A 20122-nucleotide genomic window follows, 5' to 3' on the forward strand; every position below is an offset into this window, starting at 1 on the left:
CGTACCCTGGAGGCATGTCTGCGCCTGTTCCCCTCGAAGTCGGAATCACTCGGTCGGCCGGTTCACCGGCTGCCGGCAAGCGCGTCCTGCTCGCCGAGCCGCGCGGGTACTGCGCCGGTGTCGACCGGGCCGTCGAAACGGTGGAGAAGGCACTCGAGAAGCATGGTGCCCCGATCTACGTCCGCAAGGAGATCGTCCACAACCGGCACGTGGTCGAGACCCTCGCCGAGCGAGGTGTCGTCTTCGTCGAGGAGACCGACGAGGTACCCGAGGGCGCGGTGCTCGTGTTCTCGGCGCACGGTGTCTCCCCTGCGGTGCACGCCTCCGCCGCCGAACGCAGCCTGCGCACCATCGATGCCACGTGCCCCCTGGTGACGAAGGTGCATCAGGAGGCGAAGCGCTTCGCCCGCGACGACTACGACATCCTGCTCATCGGTCACGAAGGCCACGAGGAGGTGGAGGGCACTGCCGGCGAGGCCCCCGACCACGTCCAGCTCGTCGACGGTCCGGACGCGGTCGACCAGGTCACCGTGCGCGACGAGGCGAAGGTCATCTGGCTCTCGCAGACCACCCTCAGCGTCGACGAGACCATGGAGACGGTCCAGCGGCTGCGCGCGAAGTTCCCGCTGCTGCAGGATCCCCCGAGCGACGACATCTGCTACGCCACCCAGAATCGGCAGGTGGCGGTCAAGGCGATGGCGCCCGAATGCGACCTGGTCATCGTCGTGGGGTCCCGCAATTCGTCGAACTCGGTCCGGCTCGTGGAGGTGGCTCTGGGGGCCGGTGCCCGGGCCGCGCATCTCGTCGACTACGCCCGCGAGGTCGACCCGGCATGGCTCGACGGCGTCCGGACCGTGGGCATCACCTCCGGCGCCTCGGTGCCGGAGGTCCTCGTACGCGGCGTGATCGACCTGCTCGCCGAGCACGGTTTCGCCGACGTGCAGTCGGTCACCACAGCCAACGAGACCCTGGTGTTCGCGCTGCCGCGCGAACTGCGCTCCGCGCGTCGCGCGTAATCCGGCGCGCGTGATCCGGCGCGTGTGATCCGGCGCGGACTCGGTCAGTCCTCGTACCGGTCCCGATAGCGCACCCGGGGCTGCCGGTAGTCCGGGGTCTCCGGTCCCGGCGCCCGCCGACGGGACGGCGGGGGCACCTCTCCCCGCTCGTAGGGACGGTCGGGGCGGGAGCGGTGATCGCCGCGCCGGTCGTAGTCCCGGCGGGTCTCGGCGGCCCGCCGTGGGGCCGGTTCGGCTCGCCGTGGGGCCGGTTCGGCCCGTCGTGGGGCGGGTTCGGCCCGTCGTGGGGCCGGTTCGGCCCGCCGGGTCCGGTAGGCGACATCGGGTGCCGCGGGCGGCTCGCCGGCGCCGCGGCGCGCCGCGTCCGGAGCCGGGGCGGTGGTGCGGCGCCGCACCACCGGGTTGTCGCGCGTGTCTGCAACTTGTCGCACGCTGGCCTTGGTGGAGGCCGGGGGTCGGGCGGCCGCACGGGCGCGACGTCCCCGCGCCGGCTTCGCAGCCCCACCACCGTCGCGGTCCAGCTGCGAGTCGCGTGACGGGGCCCCGGCGGCGCGTGCGCCCCGCCGGCGCGGACGGGCCGGGGCCGGTACCTGCGACCGGCTCAGGAAGATCCGCAGCCCGCCGACGACCAGGACCGCCACCGTGGCGGTGAGCATCACCGGGAACCGGTTCACCAGCGGATACGCCACGTTGAGCGCCAGGTCCTTCAGGCCCCCACCACCGGATTCGACGAGGAACTCCTGCGCGATCGGAACGGCGACGAGCAGCAGCAGCGGCGGCTGGGCCATCGCGGTGAACAGCGCCCGATGCTGCACGGCCGCTACCGCCGCGACGCAACCGAGCACGTAGAACGCGGAGAACGCCGAACCCAGTTCGTTACCGCGTGCCGCATCGATGAGGAAGCCGAGCAGGGTCGAGCCCGCCGCGACGAGGACCGCGCCCCACCACGGGACGCCAGGCACAGTGGGCGCCACCGACCGCATGTCGAGCGGCACCGCCGAGCGAGCACGTTGCGTTGCAGACACATGTCGACACTAGACCCCTCGGGTCAACTTGCTTCGTCGACAGGACCGTCGGACTCGGAAGTATCCGTCGGCGTCACGCGGCGCGGCCACGCATCGACCGGTCGCACCTCCGGGTGTTCGCCGTCGAAGATCTCCAGTTCGCTCAGCTTCCGGGCCGTCACCCCGACCCGGGACTCCATCGACGCGACGGTCAGGTTGAACGAGTCGACGGCCTTGCCCAGCTGGGACCCGAGCCGATCGAGGTGTCCGCCGACGACCCCGATCCGCTGATACAGCTCCCGGCCGAGCTGGTGGATCGTCGCGGCCTCCTTCGACAGGGCCTCCTGGCGCCAGGTGTGCGCGATGGTGCGCAGCAGCGCCACGAGGGTGGTGGGGGTGGCCAGGATCACGTTCCGCGCGAACGCGTACTCGAGCAGGTCCGAATCCGCGGCCAGCGCCGCATCGAGGAACGGGTCGCCGGGAACGAACAGCACCACGAACTCGGGCGTCGGATCGAACGATTCCCAGTAGGCCTTCGCCGAGAGCTGGTCGACATGCGTGCGTACCTGACGGGCGTGCCGCACCAGGTGCTGGTCACGCCGAGCGACGTCCTCCTCCTGGGCGGCGTCGAGATAGGCGGCGAACGGCACCTTCGCATCCACGACGATCTGCTTGCCACCGGCGAGATACACCAGCAGATCCGGGCGGACCCCGTCCCGGGTGACCTGGGTGTCGAAGTCGCAGTGCCGCACCATGCCGGCGAGCTCGACGACGCGTTCGAGCTGGATCTCGCCCCACCGTCCGCGCACCTGCGGGGCGCGCAGGGCCGTCACCAGCTGCTGCGTCTGCGTCGAGAGCAGCTGCGAGGCGCGGTGCATGCCTTCGACCTGCTCGGTGAGACCGGCGTACGCGTGCACCCGGTTGCGCTCGACGTGCTCCACCTGCCGGGCGAGCGCCCCCACTGCCTCCTGCAAGGGTCCGACGAGACGTGAGACCTGTTCACCGATCGCGCCCGAATGGCGGCGGGCGGAGTCCTCGCTCACGGCGCCGAGCGCTTGCCGCAGCTGCCCCTCGTTCTCGCGCAGGGCCGCGAGCTGGGCCTCCGCCCGCGCGGCGCGGTCGCCGCTGCGGGCGGCGTGCAGCAACCAGCCGACAACCACGCCGAGCGCGAGGGCCGCGAGCAACGCCAGTGCCGTGAGTGCCGTCATGGTGCGCATGATGCCCGAGTGGACCGACAGGCTCACCCGGACCGGGCGACGGCGTGTCGGTGCGCTGCTCTACGGTCTGACGGCATGCGGATCCTGCACACCTCGGACTGGCACATCGGCCGCACCTTCCACGGTGTGGATCTGTTGTCCGACCAGGCCCAGGCCCTCGCCGCCCTCGCCGACCTCGTCGCCGAGCGGCACGTCGACGTGGTCGTGGTGGCCGGGGACGTCTACGACCGCTCCATCCCGAGTGCCGATGCCGTCGCGGTGTGCAACGCGGGGCTCGAAGCGATCCGCGCGGCCGGTGCCGTCATCGTCGCGACGTCCGGCAACCACGACTCGCCCGTCCGCCTGGGCGCGGGCGCGGCGTTCGCCGCCGAGGGCGGGCTGCATCTGATCACCCGGGTCTCCCAGATCGACCGGCCCGTCCTGCTCGACGATGCCCACGGCACCGTCGCCTTCTACGGCATCCCCTACCTGGAGCCGGAGATCACCCGCGCCGACCTGGGCGTGCCCGAGGCGCGCTCACACGCGGAGATCCTCGGCGCGGCGATGAACCGGGTCCGCGCCGACGCCCGCGCCCGCGGCGTCCGCGCCGTGGTTCTCGCGCACGCCTTCGTCGTCGGCGCCGAAGCCTCCGGTTCCGAGCGGTCCATCTCGGTCGGCGGCGTCGAAACCGTCCCGGCGTCGGCGTTCGACGGCGTCGACTACGTCGCGCTCGGTCATCTGCACTCCCCGCAGACCGTCGCCGAGCACGTCCGTTACTCGGGTTCGCCGCTGCCGTACTCGTTCGGGGAGCGCACCCATCGCAAAGCCGTGTGGCTCGTCGAGCTGGATGCGGCCGGGCGGGCGGGCGTCGAGCGTGTCGACCTGCCAGTCGTGCGGGGCCTGAGCCGTCTCACCGGCGTCCTCGACGAGCTGCTCACCGACGACGCGCACGCCGCGGCGGAGGAGCACTACGTCTCGGCCGTTCTCACGGACGCCGTGCGCCCCCTCGACGCGATGCGTCGGCTGCAGGCCCGTTTCCCCCGGGCCGTCCACGTCGAGTGGGACCCGCCCGTCGCGACCTCGACCGGCACCTATCGGCAGAAGGTGCGCGGCCGGACCGACCTCGACATCGCCCGGGAGTTCCTCACCGACGTGCGCTCCGAGCCGTCCGCGCGGGAGTTGCGCTGGGTACAGCAGGCGCTGCGCGACGTCGACCGCGCCGCGGGTGTCGGAACCGAGCAGACCGTCGCACCGGGGGAGGCGTCCGCGTGAGGCTGCACCAGCTGGAGGTCACCGCGTTCGGCCCGTTCGCCGACACCGTGCGGGTGGACTTCGACGAACTCGGCGCCGACGGACTGTTCCTGCTGCACGGCCGCACCGGCGCCGGCAAGACCTCCATCCTCGATGCGGTGGCGTTCGCCCTGTACGGCACGGTGCCCGGGGCCCGCGCCGACGGGCGCCGGCTGCTGTCCGATCACGCCCCCGCCGGCACCGCACCCCAGGTGAGCCTCGAGGCGACCGTCGCCGGCCGGCGGTTGCGGATCGTGCGCAGCCCCGACTACGAGCGTCCGAAGCTGCGCGGGACCGGGACCGTCAAGCAGAACGCCAAAGCGAGCCTGACCTGGCTCGACGGCTCGGGTGAGCACCTCTCCCGGCTGCCCGACATCGGGGAGGCCGTCCGGCGGCTGCTCGGGATGAGCGCCGAGCAGTTCTTCCAGGTCGTGCTGCTGCCGCAGGGCGAGTTCGCGAAGTTCCTGCGCGCCGACAGCGAGGACCGCGGCAAGCTGCTCGAGCGGCTGTTCGACACCACCCGATTCGGCTCCGTCGAACGCTGGTTCAAGGACCGGCGCAGTGCCGCAGCCACCCGCCTCGAGGAACAGCAGCGTGCCGTCGACCTGCTCCTCGCCAAGGTCAGCGCGGCCGCCGGCCTCGAGGCGGGCGCCGACTCCGAACCGGTCGTGTGGGCGCATCGACTGCGCGACGACGCCGCCGAGAACCGGGACCTCGCGCTGGCGGCACTCGACCGTGCGCGCGCCGACGACATCCGCGATCGGGCGGCCCTCGCGGAGGCGACCGAGCTGCGACGGTGCCAGGAACGCCGCGCCCGCGCGGTCGCCGAGCTCGCCGAGCTGGATGCCGCGGCCGCCGAGCTGCAGACTTTGACCGCCGAACTCGACACGGCCCGGCGGGCGGCGCCGGTCGTCGAGATCGCCCGGGACGCGCACCGCGCCGCCGAAGCCGCCGCCACCGCCCATGCCGCCGCGGTGGACGCGGCCGCGCCCGTCGCCGCCGACCGGGAGGGTCGGGCCCTCGTCGCGCAGCTCGACGGTTCCCCCGCCGACGCCGACCGCGGACTGATCCGGCCCCACGAACAGCGTTGGTCGGCGGAGGTGGTCCGCCTCGACGGCCTGCTCGAGCAGGAGCAGCGGCTGATCCGGCTCGAGACCGACCGCGCCGCCCTGCAGGAGCAGCGCCGCGATCTGGCGGTGCGCGCCGAACGGATCGCCGAGGAACTGGACGAACTCCCCGGTCGCCGCGACGCTGCGGAGAAGGCCGCGCGCGAGTCCGAGCAGGCCGCCGCCACGCTGCCCCGGCTCGAGGCCGACCTCACGCGAACCAGCGACGCCCTCGCCGCCGCCACCGAACTGCAGAACCTGGCCCCGCAGCTGCACCGGCTCGAGGACGAGGTCGTCGCCCGTCGCGACGCACACCTCGACGCGCGCACCGCCCTGCTCGACGTGCGTGAGCGCCGCATCGCCGGGATGGCCGCCGAACTGGCCACCGATCTGGTCGACGGGCATCCGTGCGTGGTGTGCGGAGCCACCGCTCATCCGTCCCCGGCCCGGCCGGCGCCGGACACCGCCACCAAGGCGGACGAGGACGCGGCCCGGGACGCCGAGCAGCGAGCCGGCGCGGAACTGACGCGGGCGCAGGCGGCCGTCGCGGACCTCGCCAACACCGTCGCGGTGCTGCGGCAGCGCTGCGGCGACGCCGGTCTCGAAGAACTCACCGAGGCGCGGGCCGGGGCCGCCGCCGCGCACGCCGCGGCGGCGGCCACCGCGGCCGAATGCGAGCGCCACCGCGGTGAGATCGCGCGGCTGCGCCAGCTCGACGCCGACCTGCGCGAGCAGGCGCACGCGGTGGATGTCGAGGCCGCCCAGGCTGCGCACCGCGAGGAGAGCGCCGCCGCGGAGGCCGACGAGATCCGTGCCCGCATCACCGCGGCAGCCGGGGACGAAGACTCCCTCGCCACCCGCCGACGTCGGATCGCGACGCTCGCCGCCGCCGCGGCGAACCTGCTCGACGCCCGGGTTCGGGCCGCGAACGCGGCGACGAGCGCGCGCGAACGTGCCCGGGAGGCGGCCGCAGCCGCGGAACGGGCGGGATTCGCGAGCGTCGAGCAGGCCCTGGCGGCCGTCCGTCCCGAGGCGCGTCTGCGCGAGATCGACCAGGTGCTGCGCGCGGCGGCCGACCGGCGCGCGGCGGCGCAGGGCGTGCTCGACGACCCGGATACGGCACGGGTCGGCGACGACCCGGTGGACCTGGCCGAACCGGAGGGCGCGGTCGCGCGCAGTGCGGCCGCACTGGCCGCGGCCGTCTCCGCAGCCTCCGAGGCCGAGCGACGCCACGCCGACATCGAGAAGTTCGCGACGCGCCTCGAAGACGAGTACGCGAAGCTGGTGCCGCTGCGGGACGAGCAGGCCGAACTCGCAGCCCTCGCCGAAGTCGTCGCGGGCACCGGGCAGAATGCGCGCAAGATGTCGCTGCGCTCGTACGTCCTCGCGGCCCGCCTCGAGGAGGTCGCCGAATCGGCCTCGGTGCGGCTGCGGCGCATGTCCGGTGGCCGCTACGAGTTCGTGCACTCCGATGCGGCAGGCACGCACGGCAAGCGCGGTGGCCTCGGGCTCGACATCCACGACGAATACACCGGTGTGGTGCGGTCCACGAAGACCCTCTCGGGCGGCGAGTCGTTCCAGGCGTCGCTGGCGCTGGCGCTCGGGCTCGCAGATGTCGTCGCCGCCGAATCCGGGGGACTGGTGCTCGACACGATGTTCATCGACGAGGGGTTCGGCACGCTCGACGCCGACGCGCTCGACGCGGTGATGGGCGTGCTCGACGAACTGCGCGCCGGCGGCCGGGTGGTCGGCGTGGTCAGCCACGTCGACGAAATGCGTCAGCGTATCCCCAGCCGCCTGCACGTCGTGCGCGGCCGCGCCGGGTCCACGGTGGAGATCGCCGGCTGAGCCCGGCCGATCAGGCCGGGCCGGGCTCGGCCGGTGCCGGTGGCAGTGCCGGGGTCTCCTCGGTCGTCTCGAGTTCGTCCGTCGCAGCGCTGCGCTCGTCGATCTGCTCGCCGACGTAACGCAGCACCACCGCGGCGACGGCCGCGACGGGGACGGCGAGGAACGCGCCGATGATGCCGAACAGCGACGATCCTGCGGTGACGGCGAGCAGCACGACCACCGCATGCAGATGCATGCTGCGCGACTGCAGCACGGGCTGGAGCACGTTCCCCTCGAGCTGCTGCACCGCGATGATGATGACGAGAACGATGATCGCGGTGGTCAGCCCGTTCGCGACGAGCGCCACGAGGACGGCGAGCGCTCCGGCGACGAAGGCACCGACGATCGGGATGAACCCACCGATGAAGGTGAGGATCGCCAGCACCGGCGCCAGCGGCACCCCGAGGATGACCAGGCCCAGACCGATGAAGAACGCGTCGATGAAGCTGACGAGCGCCTGCGTGCGGATGAACCCGCCGAGGGTGTTCCACATCCGGATCAGCACCTCTTCCAGGTGCCGCCCGGCACGACCGCCACCGACGGCGTGCACCCACGGGATGAATCGCGGCCCGTCCTTGATGAAGAAGAACACCAGGACGAGGACCAGGCCGATCGTCACCAGCAGGGAACCGGCCGTGCTGACGCCGGTGAACACGCCGCTGGCGATGGTGGCGCCGCTCTCCTGGACCTTGTCGATCACGACCTGGGTCGCGTTCTCGAGCTGCTCGTCCTTCAGGTTGAACGGGGGGCCCTGCACCCAGTCCAGCACCTTGTTGATGCCGTCGGTGGTCTTGTTCGCGAGTTCCGGTGCCTGCGCCACCACCGACGGGACGATGCCCGCGATGATGCCGCCGACGATCGCGAAGAACAGGAACAGCGTCAGGCCGGCGGAGGCCGCGGGCGGCACGCCGCGCTTCATCATGCCGCGGGTGGGCGGCCACAGCATGGTGGCGACGACGATCGCCAGTGCCACGGGCAGGACGATCACCCACATCTTCTCGATGATCCAGCCGATGACCAGCGCGCCCGCCGCGATCACGACCAGCGCCGCCGACCACTTCGCCAGCGCCAGCCCGCCGGAGGCGATCAGCGTGGTGCGGTCCGGTTTCGGTGCCGGTGGCTTGCGCTCGGTGCTCTGCACATCGCTCAACGGACGGTCCTTCCGATGCTCTCGACGCCGCGGATCGGGCTCCGTCTGCAATCTACGGGAACGGCGGCTCGGGGGGCGGTTCACCGGCGCGAAACCCACGGATCGTGGCAGGCTTTCGGCCATGAAGAAGTTCACCGCCGTGCTGGCCGCGAGTGCCGCGGCTGTCGTGCTCGTGTCCTGCAGTTCCGGTGACGACGCGTCGAACGAGTCCGATGCGGCGCGCACAACGATCGGCGGGGCCGCCTCGAGCCTCGCCTCGGCCGCGTCGAGCGTCGCCGAGCGGGCGCGCGGCGCCTTCGACGAGGCGAAGCTCGCGACGTTCGTGGCCGCGTTCCGCACCGGCTACCCCAACCTCGCCGCCGACCGCGACGACGCCTCCATCGAGGCGATCGTCATCGAGACGTGCCCGCTGATCGACTCCGGCGCGAGCGATCAGGAGGTGATCGCCAAGGTCGGCGAGCTGGCGCAGAACGGGGACACCGCGCCCACCGAGGAGCAGGCCGGCCGGATCTCGCAACTCGTCCGTGTCGCCTGCTGACGACCGGGGCATCGGGTCGAGCTCCGCGACGCGATGGCAGTCCGAGCGTAGCGCCGACGACTCCCGCGCCTACATCGAGCGGTTCGCCGAACTCGCGCACGCGGGGACGGATCTGCACGGCGAGGCCCGGTTCGTCGACGTGCTCGTCCCGCGTGGCGCGCGGATCCTCGACGCCGGCTGCGGCACCGGCCGCGTCGGGCTCGAGCTGGCCCGGCGGGGCCATCGGGTGACCGCGGTCGATCTCGACCCGGTGCTCGTGGAGGCGGCCCGGTCGCACCCGGAGCTGACCGTGCATCTCGCCGACCTGGCGCAGCTGGATCTGCCGGGCCCGAGGTTCGATGCGGTGGTTTCGGCCGGCAACGTGATGGTGTTCCTCGCGCCCGGCTCCGAGCGGTCCGTGCTCGGGCGGATCGCCGCGCACCTGCGCCCGGGCGGGGTGTTCGTCGCCGGGTTCACTACCGGCGCGGCATACCGTCCGTCGCAGTTCGCCGCCGACCTCGCGGCCGCCGGCCTGGTACTCGAGCAGCGTTTCGCCACCTGGGACCTGCGGCCGTGGCACGACGATGCCGACTGGCTGGTGGCCGTCGCGCGCCGTGCGGATGACGGGGGCGTGACCGCGACCCCGTAGAATATCGATTCTGTGAGCCTAACCCTCGGAATCGTCGGTCTTCCCAACGTCGGAAAGTCGACGCTGTTCAACGCGCTGACCAAGAACGAAGTGCTTGCCGCGAACTACCCGTTCGCCACCATCGAGCCGAACGTCGGCGTCGTCGAGCTGCCCGATCCGCGGCTGGAGCGGCTCGCCGAGATCTTCGGGTCGCAGCGCATCCTGCCTGCGACCGTGTCGTTCGTCGACATCGCCGGCATCGTCAAGGGCGCCTCCGAGGGCGCCGGGCTCGGCAACAAGTTCCTCGCCAACATCCGCGAGGCCGACGCCATCTGCCAGGTCGTGCGGGTGTTCGCCGACGACGACGTCGTCCACGTCGACGGCCGCGTCGACCCGCTCGCGGACATCGAGATCATCGAGACGGAGCTGATCCTCGCCGACCTGCAGACCCTGGAGAAGGCCCTGCCGCGCCTCGAGAAGGAGGCGAAGAAGAACAAGGAACTCAAGCCGCTGTTCGACGAGGCCGTCAAGGCCCAGGGCGTGCTCAACGAGGGGAAGACCCTGTTCGCGGCGAAGGACTCGCTCGACTTCGGCCTGCTGCGCGAGCTGAACCTCATGACGACCAAGCCGTTCCTGTACGTGTTCAACGCGGACGAGGCGGTGCTCACCGACGAGGCGAAGCAGCAGGAGCTCCGCGCGGCCGTCGCCCCGGCCGACTGTGTGTTCCTCGACGCGAAGGTCGAATCCGAGCTGATCGAGCTCGAGGCCGACGAGGCCCAGGAACTGCTCGAGTCCATCGGACAGACCGAGCCGGGCCTGCACTCGCTCGCCCGCGTCGGCTTCCACACTCTCGGCCTGCAGACCTACCTCACCGCCGGTCCGAAAGAGGCCCGGGCCTGGACCATCCCGCAGGGCGCGACCGCCCCGCAGGCCGCCGGTGTCATCCACTCCGACTTCGAGCGGGGCTTCATCAAAGCCGAGGTCGTCTCCTTCGAGGACCTCGACTCGGCCGGATCGATGGCCGAGGCGAAGGCCCGCGGCAAGGTCCGCATGGAGGGCAAGGACTACGTCATGGCGGACGGCGACGTCGTGGAGTTCCGCTTCAACGTGTAGTGGGGCCCCGACGTCGGGGACACCGGCTCGGTGTCTGCCGTCGCCTCCCCCAGGTTGCCGAGCGCGACGCCACCACACACGCTGCGCTCAGCACCCCGGCACGGGTGCCTCGCCCAGCGTCCGGCGGGTGACGAACCTCCGCGGCGTCCCCGACAGCGGATCTCTGAATTCCAGTTCCCGCGCGAGCAATTGGAGTGGGAGGGAATGATCGTCCGGGGCCTCGGGCAGCAGGTCGGGATACCAACGGTCGCCCAGGATCCCGGCGCCGAGCGCCGCCAGATGCACCCGCAACTGGTGCATCCGTCCGGTGTGTGGACGCAGAACCGTGTGCAGCACAGCACGTCCGGAGGCGCTCACGCCGGTCCCGCACACCTCCACCACCGTCTCGGCATTGGGCTCACGGAGGTTGTCGACGACCACCCGTAGTTCGCCGCGCCGCGCCTCGATGTGGTTGCGGTAGACGGTGGGCAGGGCGCGACCGGCAAGCGCCGGTGCGTCCGGGTCCCACCCGGGCGGTCGCGCCGACACCGCCTCGTAAACCTTGACGACCCGCCGCTTTTCGAACAGCGACTGGTAGGCGCCGCGCGTCGCGGGGCGGGCCGAGAACATCACCAGGCCGGCGGTCGCTCGGTCGAGTCGATGGATCGGCGTCAGGTACGGGTTGTCGAGGCGGGTCCGCAACCGGACGAGCGCGGACTCGCGCAGGTATCGTCCGCCCGGGGTGGTCGGGAGGAAGTGCGGTTTGTCGATCACGACGAGATCGTCGTCGACATGCAGGATCTCCTCCTGGAACGGCATCGGTTCCTCCACCGGCAGATCGCGGTAGTACCAGATGAACCGGTGCGCGCCCAGCGCGGTGCCACGACCGATCGGACTGCCGTCGGAACCCACGATCTCGCCGGCGTCGAACCGCCGGTACAGGTCGTCGGCGTCCAGGTGGTCGAACCTCGCGACGACGTACGCGGCGATCGTTGCCCACGGACCCGACGCCGGGACGCGCAGGCGCGTCGGTCCGATCCCGTCCTTGACGGGAAGCGGTGAGGGCATCGGCACGCCCGTCATCATCCCACCGCCTGCCGGCTCGTCCGCGCCGCGGGTCGGGCCGAGACGTGGGTGGGACGGTCCGGCCCACAAGCGATCGCCGGGCCCCGCGGCGCGGAACCCGGCGATCTGCTGCGACGGTCGATCAGTGGAGCCCGACGACCTCCTGGGCGATGGCGGCCAGGCGGGTCTGGGCGGCCGACACGACGCCGTGCCGGTTCTTGTGGGCCTCCTCGTATGCGACGATCGCGCGCACGTCGGCCGGTTCGGTCAGTTCCTTGACCTCGGCGACCGCCTGGGAGACGTTGAGGCTGTCGTAGTCGGCGATCGGAAGTTCCTCGGCGGAGAGGATGCCGGTGGCGCTGCGCGCCGTGTGGATGGCCCGGGCGGTCCCGTCCGCGCCTTCGCGGCGGGTGATCCGTTCGGCGGTCTCGAGCGCCGCGTCCCGGCTGGCCGTGAGGGTCTTGGTGGCGACGTCGCCGGCATGTGCGCCACGGGCCAGCAGCGACCCCAGGGCGGGCCGGGTCGAGCGGGCGGCGTCGATCGCGCGGTCGATGCCGCGCGTGGACCACATCAGCGGGACGTTGACGATGCGCACGGCCGCGCCGGCGGCGGCCTGCAGCGGGGTCCGTCGCAGCGCGGCGGGCCCGCCGAGGGCGTCCTCGGCCAGGACGGTGGTCAACCACTCCACGGTCGCGCTGTGGGCGGTGATCAGACGATCGGCCAGGCCGACGACCGCGGGGGTCTGGGCGGCCGTGGCGAGGGCCTTGAGGTAGCGGGCGCGGTCGAGAAGCTGGTGCTCGAGCGCGAGGTCGCCCAGGAGCGCCTCGTCGAACGGCTGGGCCTGTTCGGCCATGGCCTTCACCGCGGCGGCGGCGCGGCCGACGAACGGGCCGATGACGTCGGGCAGGCCGCCCAGTTCGCGGATGGTGCGTTCGATGGCCTCGGCGCGGTCGCGGCCGTTGGCTGCGTTCTCGGTCAGTTCGCGGCGGACCGCCTCGGTGCGGGCCTGGGCGATCCGGGTCTCGGCGACCTGGATCTCGGTGTTGGTCAGGTCGAGCAGTGCTCGCAGCTGGGTGAGCAGCGTGGCGGTGTCGGTCTTGGTCATCGTGCGTTCGCTCCTTCGGTCGATGTCATCGATGGGGCTCACCGACGTGACATCGTTCGGCTACCCGGCACCTACTGGCGGGTAACACTGTGTGAGGGAGAACACATCCGAGGGGCGCGTGACCTGCGTCCGGGTCCGGCACCGGCAGAAGGGACGGGGATCAGTCCGCGCGCGACAGCACCGCGACCAGGAACCCGGACCCGTCGGTGAACGGGCGCAGATCCCAGGTCGAGAGCTTCAGGTCCACCGCGAGACCGCCGGCCGCGGCGTCGGCGAGGAACTGCGGGAACTCGTAGCCCCGGTCCGCGCCGAACCCCACGACCGCCCGACCCGTCGGGGCGAGATGACGGGCGAAGCCCGCCAGGACCGCACCGCGAGTGGAGGGCGCCAGGAAGGTCATCACGTTGCCCGCGCAGACGATGACATCGAAATCGGCCGCGACACCGCGGGCCGGCAGATCCAGTTCGGCGAGATCGCCGACGAGCCAGGTCGGGCCGGGATGGTCCTGTTCCGCAGCAGCGATCAGGACCGGATCCACGTCGACGCCGACCACCACGTGACCGGCATCGTGCAGATAGCCACCGATCCGTCCCGGGCCGCAGCCCGCGTCGAGGACTCGTCCGCCGCGGTCGAGCATGGCGTCGACCAGCCGGGCTTCGCCGACGATGTCCTTGCCTTCCGACGCCATCGTCCGGAACCGCTCGACGTACCAGGTGGAATGTGCGGGGTCGGCCGCGGTGATCTCTTCCCACTGGCTCGGGGTGCGATCGCTCATCGTCGTTCCTCCTCGATTCGGCCGTGCGGTGGACCGCAGTCCCCGGCGCGGCGGGCCGTAGACCCGGCACGGCGGGCCGCAGTCACCGTATGCGGTCACCTTAGGCACCCGGGGTGGAGCTCTGTCGAGCGCACCCGCCGGCGCTCCGGCTGCGCAGACCCGTTCGATGACCGGTCACCTGCCGGGACCGGTTGACATCCGTGTGCCCGACCGCGAACGTGCAGTGGACGAGTCCGGCAGACGCTGCGCGGGTGCGCGAGTCCGGCTCACCTGTCCTCCGTACAGAGGAGTGCGATGTGAAGTCCGACTCCCGGCCCGGCGAGCCCCGCCGGTATCGCAGGGGCCGCACCCACCGCCTGGAGAACGTCGTGATGAGCGCGTTGGTGCGGGCCGGCGTCGTCCCGCATTCGTACCTGCTGACCACGCGAGGGCGTCGCACCGGCCGCACCCGCGCCAACCCCGTCACCGTCGTCGAGCATGCGGGCCGGCGCTGGCTGGTGGCGCCCTACGGTGCGGTGCCGTGGGTGCTCAACGCGCGCGCCTCCGGCCGCGTGGGCCTCACCCGCCGCTTCCGCACCCGCCACTACACGATCCGAGAGGTGCCGGCGCACGAGGCCGGCCCGGTCCTGCGGACGTACGTCGGCGTCGCGTCCGCCACCCGGGACTACTTCCGGGCCGGCCGCGACGCCTCGACGGAGGAATTCGAGGCGGAGGCCGACCGCCACCCGGTATTCGAACTCACCCCGGACCGCCGGCCCGAGAACTGAACGACGACGGACGACGGACGCGCTCGGCTGCGTCGGCCCCGATTCCCGACGGGGAGGTGCCCGCAGTTCTCGAAGAGGGACTGCGCCCGCGCGGAGATGCGGTCGCCGAAGCGCCACTACCGGCCCTGTTATTCGTTCGTGATCGAATGTTGCCGTTCGGTGATGTGAGTGAGGGTGGGAACGTCACCGGAGGGAGGAATGCTCGTGCACGGCAGGCTCACGAGTATCAGCAGCAACGGTCGAGCGCGGCCGTGCGGTGCGCACGAGGTTGGGACGTGACCATGGCGACCACACCGGCAATCCCCGAGATCTCCGGCGAACGGGCTGCATCGCTCGTCGAGAGTCCGAGAGTCGGGTGGATCCTGCTCGCGCTCTTCGGTCTCGGCGGTGGCCTGGTGGCGGCGTCGATCGCCGGGTCGCTCCTGATCGGGGTGTCGGTGGTGGTGCTCGTCGGAGGCCTCGCCGCGGTGCTCGTCGCCGCCGTCTGATCCCGGTCCCGGCTGGGGAAGGCCGGGACCGGTCCCTGGCCCGCCTTTGCGGAGCAGGACGGGCGTGCGACGCTGGGCTCATGGTGTTCGTCCTCGCCGACCCCACCCGGCCCGCGGTTCCCGAGACCGTCGGTTTGCAGGTGACGCCCTTCTACGCGCCGGTGCGCCGGCTCGACTCGGGCGCGCTGGCGGCGGTGGAGGTCCAGTTGCGTGGCCCCGCGGGAGGACCGCTCGCCACTGCAGAGTCGCTGCGGGCGGCGGCACGGACGATGAGCGAGAAGCGGCACCTCGACTGCCTCAAGTGGTCCGTCGCGCAGTCGAGACCGATCCGGAACGTTCCCGCGCTGGTGGCGATGGACCTCGAATCGGTCGAGACCCTGGACGTCCCCGACGCGGAAGGTTTGCGGCGCGACGTCGTGGTGATCACCGAGGAGTCCTTGATCGCCAATCCGTCGCGGACGTTGCGTGCGGTGGCCGACGCCCGTCGCAGCGGCAAGGTCGTCGCGGTCGACGACGTCGGGTCGCGTCCGCAGTCCCTGGCCCTGCTGCCGCTCGTCGAACCGGACGTGATCGTCCTGGCCCCGCGGCTGTCGGCTCGTCGCGCGGACGACGCCACGGCCCGTGCCGCGCACGCCGTGGCCGCGCAGGTCGAACGGACCGGTGCGCTCGTGATCGCGGACGGCGTCGACTCGGAACCGTGCCGGCGACGGGCCCTTGCGCTCGGGGCCACCTACGGGCTCGGGGCGCTCTATCCCGCAGTCGACGCCCCGGAACAGCTCGCGGAAGAGAAGGTCGATCCCTTCCCGTCCACCCCCGTCCGCAGCGACCTCGCCGCGGAGGCGAGCACACCCTTCGCGATCGCCACGGAAGGGCGCCGGCCTGTGCACAGCCTCAAGCGCCTCCTGGTCGCGATGAGCACCAGTCTCGAGCAGCAGGCCGGGGCCGCGGGGGCGGAGACCATCGTGCTCGGCACGTTCCAGTACGCGCGGAACTTCAGTGAGCGCACCCGTGCCCGCTGGCAGTACATGGCGGAGCGGATCGCGTACGCCGGCGTGTACGGCGTGGGCCTCGGCCCCTGTGCGGAGGCGGGCATCCACCACGCGTCGCTCGACCCGGACGACCCCCTGGTCGAGGAGTGGAACGTCGTCGTCCTCGGCCCGTACTTCGCGTGCGTCCTGTCGGCCGTGGACCTGCATCGGGGCACCGACGACCTCGATCGCGAGTTCGACTACGTCGTCTCGTACGACCGCGGCACCGTGGTGCGATGTGCCCGTTCGATCCTGGACCGGTTCACCTCGGCGTAGGACGGCTCGGCGCGGGATCGACGAGGACCCCCGGGTTCAGAATGCCCGCCGGGTCGAGAACGGACTTGGCCGCCTGCAGGACCGCGGCGAACGTGTCGGGACGTTGGCGGTCGTACCAGGGCCGGTGATCCCGGCCGATCGCGTGGTGGTGGGTGATCGTGCCGCCGGCGGTCAGCAGCGCCTCCGACACGGCGGCCTTGATGTCGTCCCACTGCGCCACCGTGCTGCCCCACCGGCCCGCGGCGTAGATGCCGAAGTAGGGGGCGGGGCCGTCCGGGTACACGTGGCTGAACCGGCATGCGACCACCCCCGTCGCGCCCGCCCGGCGCAGTGCCTCGTTCGCGGCGTCGTGCACCGCCTCCCGCAGGGTGTCGAATACGTCCCAGGTACAGGAGGTTTCGAAGGTCTCGACGATCATCGACCGGGCGGCCAGGGCGTCGCGCAGGTACGGCATGCGCAGGAACGACGACCGCCACCGCCCCGCGGCGTCCGTGTCGGTCCCGTCCCCGGACGAGTGCCGCGGCGGTTCCGGCAGCGTGCCGCCGTGCTCGCGGCACAGGTCGACTGCGCGGTCCGACCACGCGTCCACGGGGTGATCGGCGGACTCGAAGGCGAGCAGGAGGACACCGCCGGGGGACGCCGTGCCCGCGTTGACGAACGCCTCGACGGGGTCCAGCAGCCGGCAGTTGGCGGGCTGCAGCCCCGACTGGGCGACGGCGCGCGTCGCGGCCACCGCCGCGCCGTAGTCGGCGAAGTGCACCGAGGCGTCGGCTCGCCACCGGGGGCGAGGCTGCAGCCGCATCCAGGCCTCGGTCACGATTCCGAGCGTCCCCTCGGAGCCGAGGAACAGGCGATCCGGTGACGGACCCGCTCCCGAGCCGGGCAGGCGCCGCGACTCGCACGTGCCCGCGGGGGTGACGATCCGCATCGACTCGACGAGATCGTCGATGTGGGTGTACCCGGTCGCGAAGTGGCCTCCCGACCGCGTGGCCAGCCAGCCGCCCAGTGTGGAGAACTCGAAGGACTGGGGGAAGTGCCGCAGCGTCAGACCGGACGGGCGCAGGCCGTCCTCGAGTGCCGGGCCCAGGGTGCCCGCTCCGATGCGGGCCGCCCGGCTCGTGGCGTCGATCTCCCGGACCCCGGCGAGGCCGGTGAGATCCATGCTCACCACACCGGTGAAGTCGCCGTCGAGCCGTGGCTCGACACCACCGACGACGGAACTGCCGCCGCCGAACGGGATCACGGCGACGCGCGCCCCGGCGCACCAGTCCAGCACGTCCACGATCTCGGTTTCGGTGGTCGGCCGCACGACGAGATCGGGCGGATGGCGCAGGTCGCCGAGCAGGTTCCGGACCACGTCCCGGAACGCGCGGCCGTGGGTGTGGGCAGCCCGGTCCATCGGGTCGGAGGAACACAGCGGTGCAAGGGAATCGGGCGCGGCGATGCGCGCGGGCGGCAGTCCGAGCGACCGGACGTCGGGTGGTGGGTGGTCCGTCAGGTCGGCGCCGGGCAACAGGGCCGAGGCACGTGCGATCAGCTCCTGCAGTTCCGCGCCGCGTACCGCGTCCTCGACGGTGCCCCAGCCCCACCACGAACGCGTCCGCGTCATGACGCCCGCATCGCGGTGCGCGGTCTCACGACGTGGCCTCGGGCGCCGACAGCACGAGGTCGGCGGTGGTGGTGAAGCCCACGGGTCCGCGCGGAGCCCGTCCGGAACGTTCCAGCATCAGATGCGCGGCCCGGCCGGCCAGGCGCAGCGTCGCGATCTGATTGCCGAAGAACGGGCCGGTCGCGCGGGTCCACTCGACCGGCACCGGGGGCACCTCCGACACCCGACCGAGCACGAAGCGCACAGCCCGTTCCATCGCCCGGCTCCACGAGATGCGGAACACCACCCGGACCGCGGCGGGCACATAGTTGTGCAAGGGCGAGCAGGTCAGCTGGTACACCCGGGTCGACATCGGATCCGGGAACCACGCCTGCGCGACGTAGGCGTGGTGCACGTCGCCCGAGAGCACGCAGATCGTGGCGGGCGGACGGCCGGACGGTCCGGTGCAACGGCCCCGGCCGATATCCGCGAAGAGCCGGCCGAGCCGGTCGAACGAGTCGCGGAAGGCCGCCCAGTGTTCGAGGTCCGCGCCGCGGCGGACGATCTCCGCCCAGCGGGCGACCCGTTTTCCGCGCACTCCCGCGGCGAGCCGTTCGTCCCAGGACTCGAGGTCGTGCAGCGCCCGCGGCAGCAGCCAGGGCAGCGACGTCCCGACGAGCAGGTGGTCGTAGTCGCCCTCCGTCTGCCGCTCGATCCAGGAGAACTCCGGGTCCGAGACCATCTCGCGACGCCCGCCGGCCAGGATCCGGCCGCAGCGCGAGTCGATCACCAGCAACCGGACGTTCCCGAGGTCGCGCCGGAAGGACCACAGGGTGCCCTTCGCGCCGTCGGCCTCCTCGTCCGCGGCCGACGCGAATTCCCGCAGCAGCGGCTCAGCATCCCCGTCGCACTTGCGGACGCGCTGGTACAGCTCGTTGCCCGCGAGCTCGGCGGGATCGAGGTTGCCGAGGTGCTGGTACACCCAGTACGACGCGAGGGCGCCGACGATGCGTTCCTCCCACCACGAGGTGGCTTCGACCTCGTCGCGCCAGGACTGCGAGGTGTTCCAGTCGTCGTGCACGTCGTGGTCGTCGAAGATCATCGAGGTGGGGACGGTGGACAGCAGCCAGCGCACGTGGGGGTCGGACCACGACTCGGCGTAGAGCCAGGTGTACTCCTCGTAGTTGCGGACCTGCGGGCCGGGAGGCTCGTCGAGGTCGTGGCGCTCGCGGACCCGCTCGAGGGTCTGGGCGGACAGTTCGTCGGCGTAGACCTGGTCGCCGAGGAGCAGCAGCGCGTCGGGCCAGCGGTCCGGTGCCCGGGTCGTCATGCGCTGCGCGTACGCGTCGAGCGCGTCGGCGCCGAGCTTGTCGTCGTTCTCGGTGGCGGCCGTGGTGGCGAACCGGCACGAACCGAAGATCAGTTCGAGGGGGCGGCCGGTGCCGAGGGTGCGGACGACGGACGCCGGGAAGTCGGGGGGCGGCCAGACCGGATGTCCGTCGAGGCGGACCTCGTACGGAGTGGTCGAGCCGGACTCGAGGTCGTCGATCACCACCAGTGCGTAGTGGTGACCGGCAACGGTCCAGGTGTGTTCCCGGTGGCCGAGGATCTCGACGGTGCACGGGTCCGACGTCTCCACCCACACGGTGGCGTCGCGGCGACCGACGTGCCGCAGGACCGGACCCAGGACGAGTTCTGCCATGGCGCCACCTACATCGGAGTTCGGCTCGGCGTTACAGCCATGCGCACGAGCCTACTGGCGCGCGGGGTCTGCGCGGTCCGGCTCGGCCGATTCGTCGTCGGGGGTGGTGCCGGGTGCCGATGCGGAGGATGGTGAGGGGTGCCGGGTGACCGGCGGACAGATGCGCACTGCGAGGGGAACGGAGCGGAGCAGTTGAGTACTCAGCCCAGGTCCGAGGACCCACTGGAGAACATCGACGAGGACACGAAGCGCCGGGCATCGGAGCAGGCGGAGGAGATGCAGCGCCGGTACGAGCCGGGGGCGCGCCCCACGGTGACGCTGCCCGGAACCGGGGGGACGGTGTCGGGCACGGCGTTCGCCGACATCGTCGAGACGGGGAGCGACGAGGTCGACGAGGAGGGCGACACCGCCCCCGGCCGGTGATGCCCGCAGGCCGTGGCAC

At 72.1% G+C, this 20122-nt stretch carries 18 protein-coding genes; 10 read left to right on the forward strand and 8 right to left on the reverse strand.

Features of this window, described 5'->3' with window-relative positions:
• Positions 1-14: 14 nt before the first annotated feature.
• The gene (locus LZP97_RS02165; RefSeq protein ID WP_010592858.1) at positions 15-1016 is read left to right on the forward strand and encodes a 4-hydroxy-3-methylbut-2-enyl diphosphate reductase; all 1002 of its coding nucleotides are present in this window, start codon (positions 15-17) and stop codon (positions 1014-1016) included.
• Between the two features lie 44 nt (positions 1017-1060).
• Here LZP97_RS02165 and LZP97_RS02170 read toward each other — a convergent pair whose 3' ends face one another.
• Together LZP97_RS02170 and LZP97_RS02175 are read right to left on the reverse strand one after the other, a co-directional pair.
• The gene (locus LZP97_RS02170; protein WP_064066190.1) at positions 1061-2041 is read right to left on the reverse strand and encodes a DUF6542 domain-containing protein; all 981 of its coding nucleotides are present in this window, start codon (positions 2039-2041) and stop codon (positions 1061-1063) included.
• Positions 2042-2064: 23 nt separating this feature from the next.
• Complete coding sequence (locus LZP97_RS02175; protein ID WP_026137639.1) at positions 2065-3228, reverse strand: DNA recombination protein RmuC; 1164 nt, start codon at positions 3226-3228, stop codon at positions 2065-2067.
• A gap of 84 nt (positions 3229-3312) precedes the next feature.
• Between LZP97_RS02175 and LZP97_RS02180 the strand changes: the two genes are divergently transcribed.
• Both LZP97_RS02180 and LZP97_RS02185 read left to right on the forward strand, forming a co-directional pair.
• Positions 3313-4488 (forward strand): exonuclease SbcCD subunit D, encoded by a 1176-nt coding sequence (locus tag LZP97_RS02180; RefSeq protein ID WP_010592855.1) that lies wholly within the window; start codon positions 3313-3315, stop codon positions 4486-4488.
• Entirely contained in the window at positions 4485-7460 is a 2976-nt protein-coding gene (locus LZP97_RS02185; protein WP_048771856.1) for an AAA family ATPase, read from the forward strand. The genes LZP97_RS02180 and LZP97_RS02185 overlap by 4 nt, the downstream gene beginning before the upstream one ends.
• Before the next feature lie 10 nt (positions 7461-7470).
• Here LZP97_RS02185 and LZP97_RS02190 read toward each other — a convergent pair whose 3' ends face one another.
• Complete coding sequence (locus tag LZP97_RS02190) at positions 7471-8640, reverse strand: AI-2E family transporter (RefSeq protein WP_010592853.1); 1170 nt, start codon at positions 8638-8640, stop codon at positions 7471-7473.
• A gap of 130 nt (positions 8641-8770) precedes the next feature.
• Between LZP97_RS02190 and LZP97_RS02195 the strand changes: the two genes are divergently transcribed.
• The 3 genes from LZP97_RS02195 to ychF are packed head-to-tail and all read left to right on the forward strand — an operon-like array spanning position 8771 to position 10907.
• Positions 8771-9187, forward strand: coding sequence for a hypothetical protein (locus tag LZP97_RS02195; protein ID WP_010592852.1), 417 nt, complete (start codon positions 8771-8773; stop codon positions 9185-9187).
• Positions 9174-9815, forward strand: a complete 642-nt coding sequence (locus tag LZP97_RS02200; RefSeq protein WP_017680265.1) for a class I SAM-dependent methyltransferase — start codon at positions 9174-9176, stop codon at positions 9813-9815. Before LZP97_RS02195 ends, LZP97_RS02200 begins: the two co-directional genes overlap by 14 nt.
• A 12-nt stretch (positions 9816-9827) precedes the next feature.
• Positions 9828-10907, forward strand: a complete 1080-nt coding sequence (ychF, locus tag LZP97_RS02205) for a redox-regulated ATPase YchF (protein WP_017680264.1) — start codon at positions 9828-9830, stop codon at positions 10905-10907.
• 87 nt (positions 10908-10994) lie between these two features.
• On the opposite strand, the gene LZP97_RS02210 is transcribed toward ychF, so the two are convergent.
• From LZP97_RS02210 to LZP97_RS02220, 3 genes are all read right to left on the reverse strand, one after another.
• Positions 10995-11972: a pseudouridine synthase gene (locus tag LZP97_RS02210; RefSeq protein WP_048771852.1), complete on the reverse strand. Its 978-nt coding sequence runs from the start codon at positions 11970-11972 to the stop codon at positions 10995-10997.
• Between the two features lie 121 nt (positions 11973-12093).
• Positions 12094-13056, reverse strand: a complete 963-nt coding sequence (locus tag LZP97_RS02215; RefSeq protein WP_048772021.1) for a hypothetical protein — start codon at positions 13054-13056, stop codon at positions 12094-12096.
• A gap of 160 nt (positions 13057-13216) precedes the next feature.
• Positions 13217-13831: a class I SAM-dependent methyltransferase gene (locus tag LZP97_RS02220; RefSeq protein WP_010592552.1), complete on the reverse strand. Its 615-nt coding sequence runs from the start codon at positions 13829-13831 to the stop codon at positions 13217-13219.
• A gap of 296 nt (positions 13832-14127) precedes the next feature.
• Here LZP97_RS02220 and LZP97_RS02225 point away from each other — a divergent pair, with 296 nt between their 5' ends.
• The 3 genes from LZP97_RS02225 to LZP97_RS02235 all read left to right on the forward strand — a co-directional run bounded on the left by LZP97_RS02225 (position 14128) and on the right by LZP97_RS02235 (position 16390).
• Positions 14128-14598, forward strand: a complete 471-nt coding sequence (locus LZP97_RS02225; RefSeq protein WP_010592551.1) for a nitroreductase family deazaflavin-dependent oxidoreductase — start codon at positions 14128-14130, stop codon at positions 14596-14598.
• A 281-nt stretch (positions 14599-14879) separates the two neighbouring features.
• Positions 14880-15086, forward strand: coding sequence for a hypothetical protein (locus tag LZP97_RS02230; RefSeq protein WP_029539881.1), 207 nt, complete (start codon positions 14880-14882; stop codon positions 15084-15086).
• An 80-nt stretch (positions 15087-15166) separates the two neighbouring features.
• Entirely contained in the window at positions 15167-16390 is a 1224-nt protein-coding gene (locus tag LZP97_RS02235; protein WP_053085911.1) for an EAL domain-containing protein, read from the forward strand.
• Here LZP97_RS02235 and LZP97_RS02240 read toward each other — a convergent pair.
• Together LZP97_RS02240 and LZP97_RS02245 are read right to left on the reverse strand one after the other, a co-directional pair.
• Complete coding sequence (locus LZP97_RS02240) at positions 16377-17999, reverse strand: FAD-binding oxidoreductase (protein WP_048771849.1); 1623 nt, start codon at positions 17997-17999, stop codon at positions 16377-16379. The genes LZP97_RS02235 and LZP97_RS02240 overlap by 14 nt on opposite strands.
• 25 nt (positions 18000-18024) lie before the next feature.
• Positions 18025-19680, reverse strand: coding sequence for an alkaline phosphatase D family protein (locus LZP97_RS02245; RefSeq protein WP_048771846.1), 1656 nt, complete (start codon positions 19678-19680; stop codon positions 18025-18027).
• 192 nt (positions 19681-19872) lie between these two features.
• Here LZP97_RS02245 and LZP97_RS02250 point away from each other — a divergent pair, with 192 nt between their 5' ends.
• Complete coding sequence (locus tag LZP97_RS02250) at positions 19873-20103, forward strand: hypothetical protein (RefSeq protein ID WP_026137637.1); 231 nt, start codon at positions 19873-19875, stop codon at positions 20101-20103.
• Positions 20104-20122: the final 19 nt, after the last annotated feature.

The organism is Rhodococcus sp. DMF-1, assembly GCF_021441945.1.
In the GTDB taxonomy this organism is placed as follows: Bacteria; Actinomycetota; Actinomycetes; order Mycobacteriales; family Mycobacteriaceae; genus Rhodococcus; species Rhodococcus ruber.

What these genes read in the sequence shown, in the direction of transcription:
- LZP97_RS02165 (WP_010592858.1), top strand. Translation starts at nt 15, where the DNA reads ATGTCTGCGCCTGTTCCCCTCGAAGTCGGAATCACTCGGTCGGCCGGT.
- LZP97_RS02175 (WP_026137639.1), bottom strand. Translation starts at nt 3,228, where the DNA reads ATGACGGCACTCACGGCACTGGCGTTGCTCGCGGCCCTCGCGCTCGGC.
- LZP97_RS02180 (WP_010592855.1), top strand. Translation starts at nt 3,313, where the DNA reads ATGCGGATCCTGCACACCTCGGACTGGCACATCGGCCGCACCTTCCAC.
- LZP97_RS02195 (WP_010592852.1), top strand. Translation starts at nt 8,771, where the DNA reads ATGAAGAAGTTCACCGCCGTGCTGGCCGCGAGTGCCGCGGCTGTCGTG.
- LZP97_RS02210 (WP_048771852.1), bottom strand. Translation starts at nt 11,972, where the DNA reads ATGATGACGGGCGTGCCGATGCCCTCACCGCTTCCCGTCAAGGACGGG.
- LZP97_RS02215 (WP_048772021.1), bottom strand. Translation starts at nt 13,056, where the DNA reads ATGACCAAGACCGACACCGCCACGCTGCTCACCCAGCTGCGAGCACTG.
- LZP97_RS02220 (WP_010592552.1), bottom strand. Translation starts at nt 13,831, where the DNA reads ATGAGCGATCGCACCCCGAGCCAGTGGGAAGAGATCACCGCGGCCGAC.
- LZP97_RS02230 (WP_029539881.1), top strand. Translation starts at nt 14,880, where the DNA reads ATGGCGACCACACCGGCAATCCCCGAGATCTCCGGCGAACGGGCTGCA.
- LZP97_RS02235 (WP_053085911.1), top strand. Translation starts at nt 15,167, where the DNA reads ATGGTGTTCGTCCTCGCCGACCCCACCCGGCCCGCGGTTCCCGAGACC.
- LZP97_RS02240 (WP_048771849.1), bottom strand. Translation starts at nt 17,999, where the DNA reads ATGACGCGGACGCGTTCGTGGTGGGGCTGGGGCACCGTCGAGGACGCG.
- LZP97_RS02245 (WP_048771846.1), bottom strand. Translation starts at nt 19,680, where the DNA reads ATGGCAGAACTCGTCCTGGGTCCGGTCCTGCGGCACGTCGGTCGCCGC.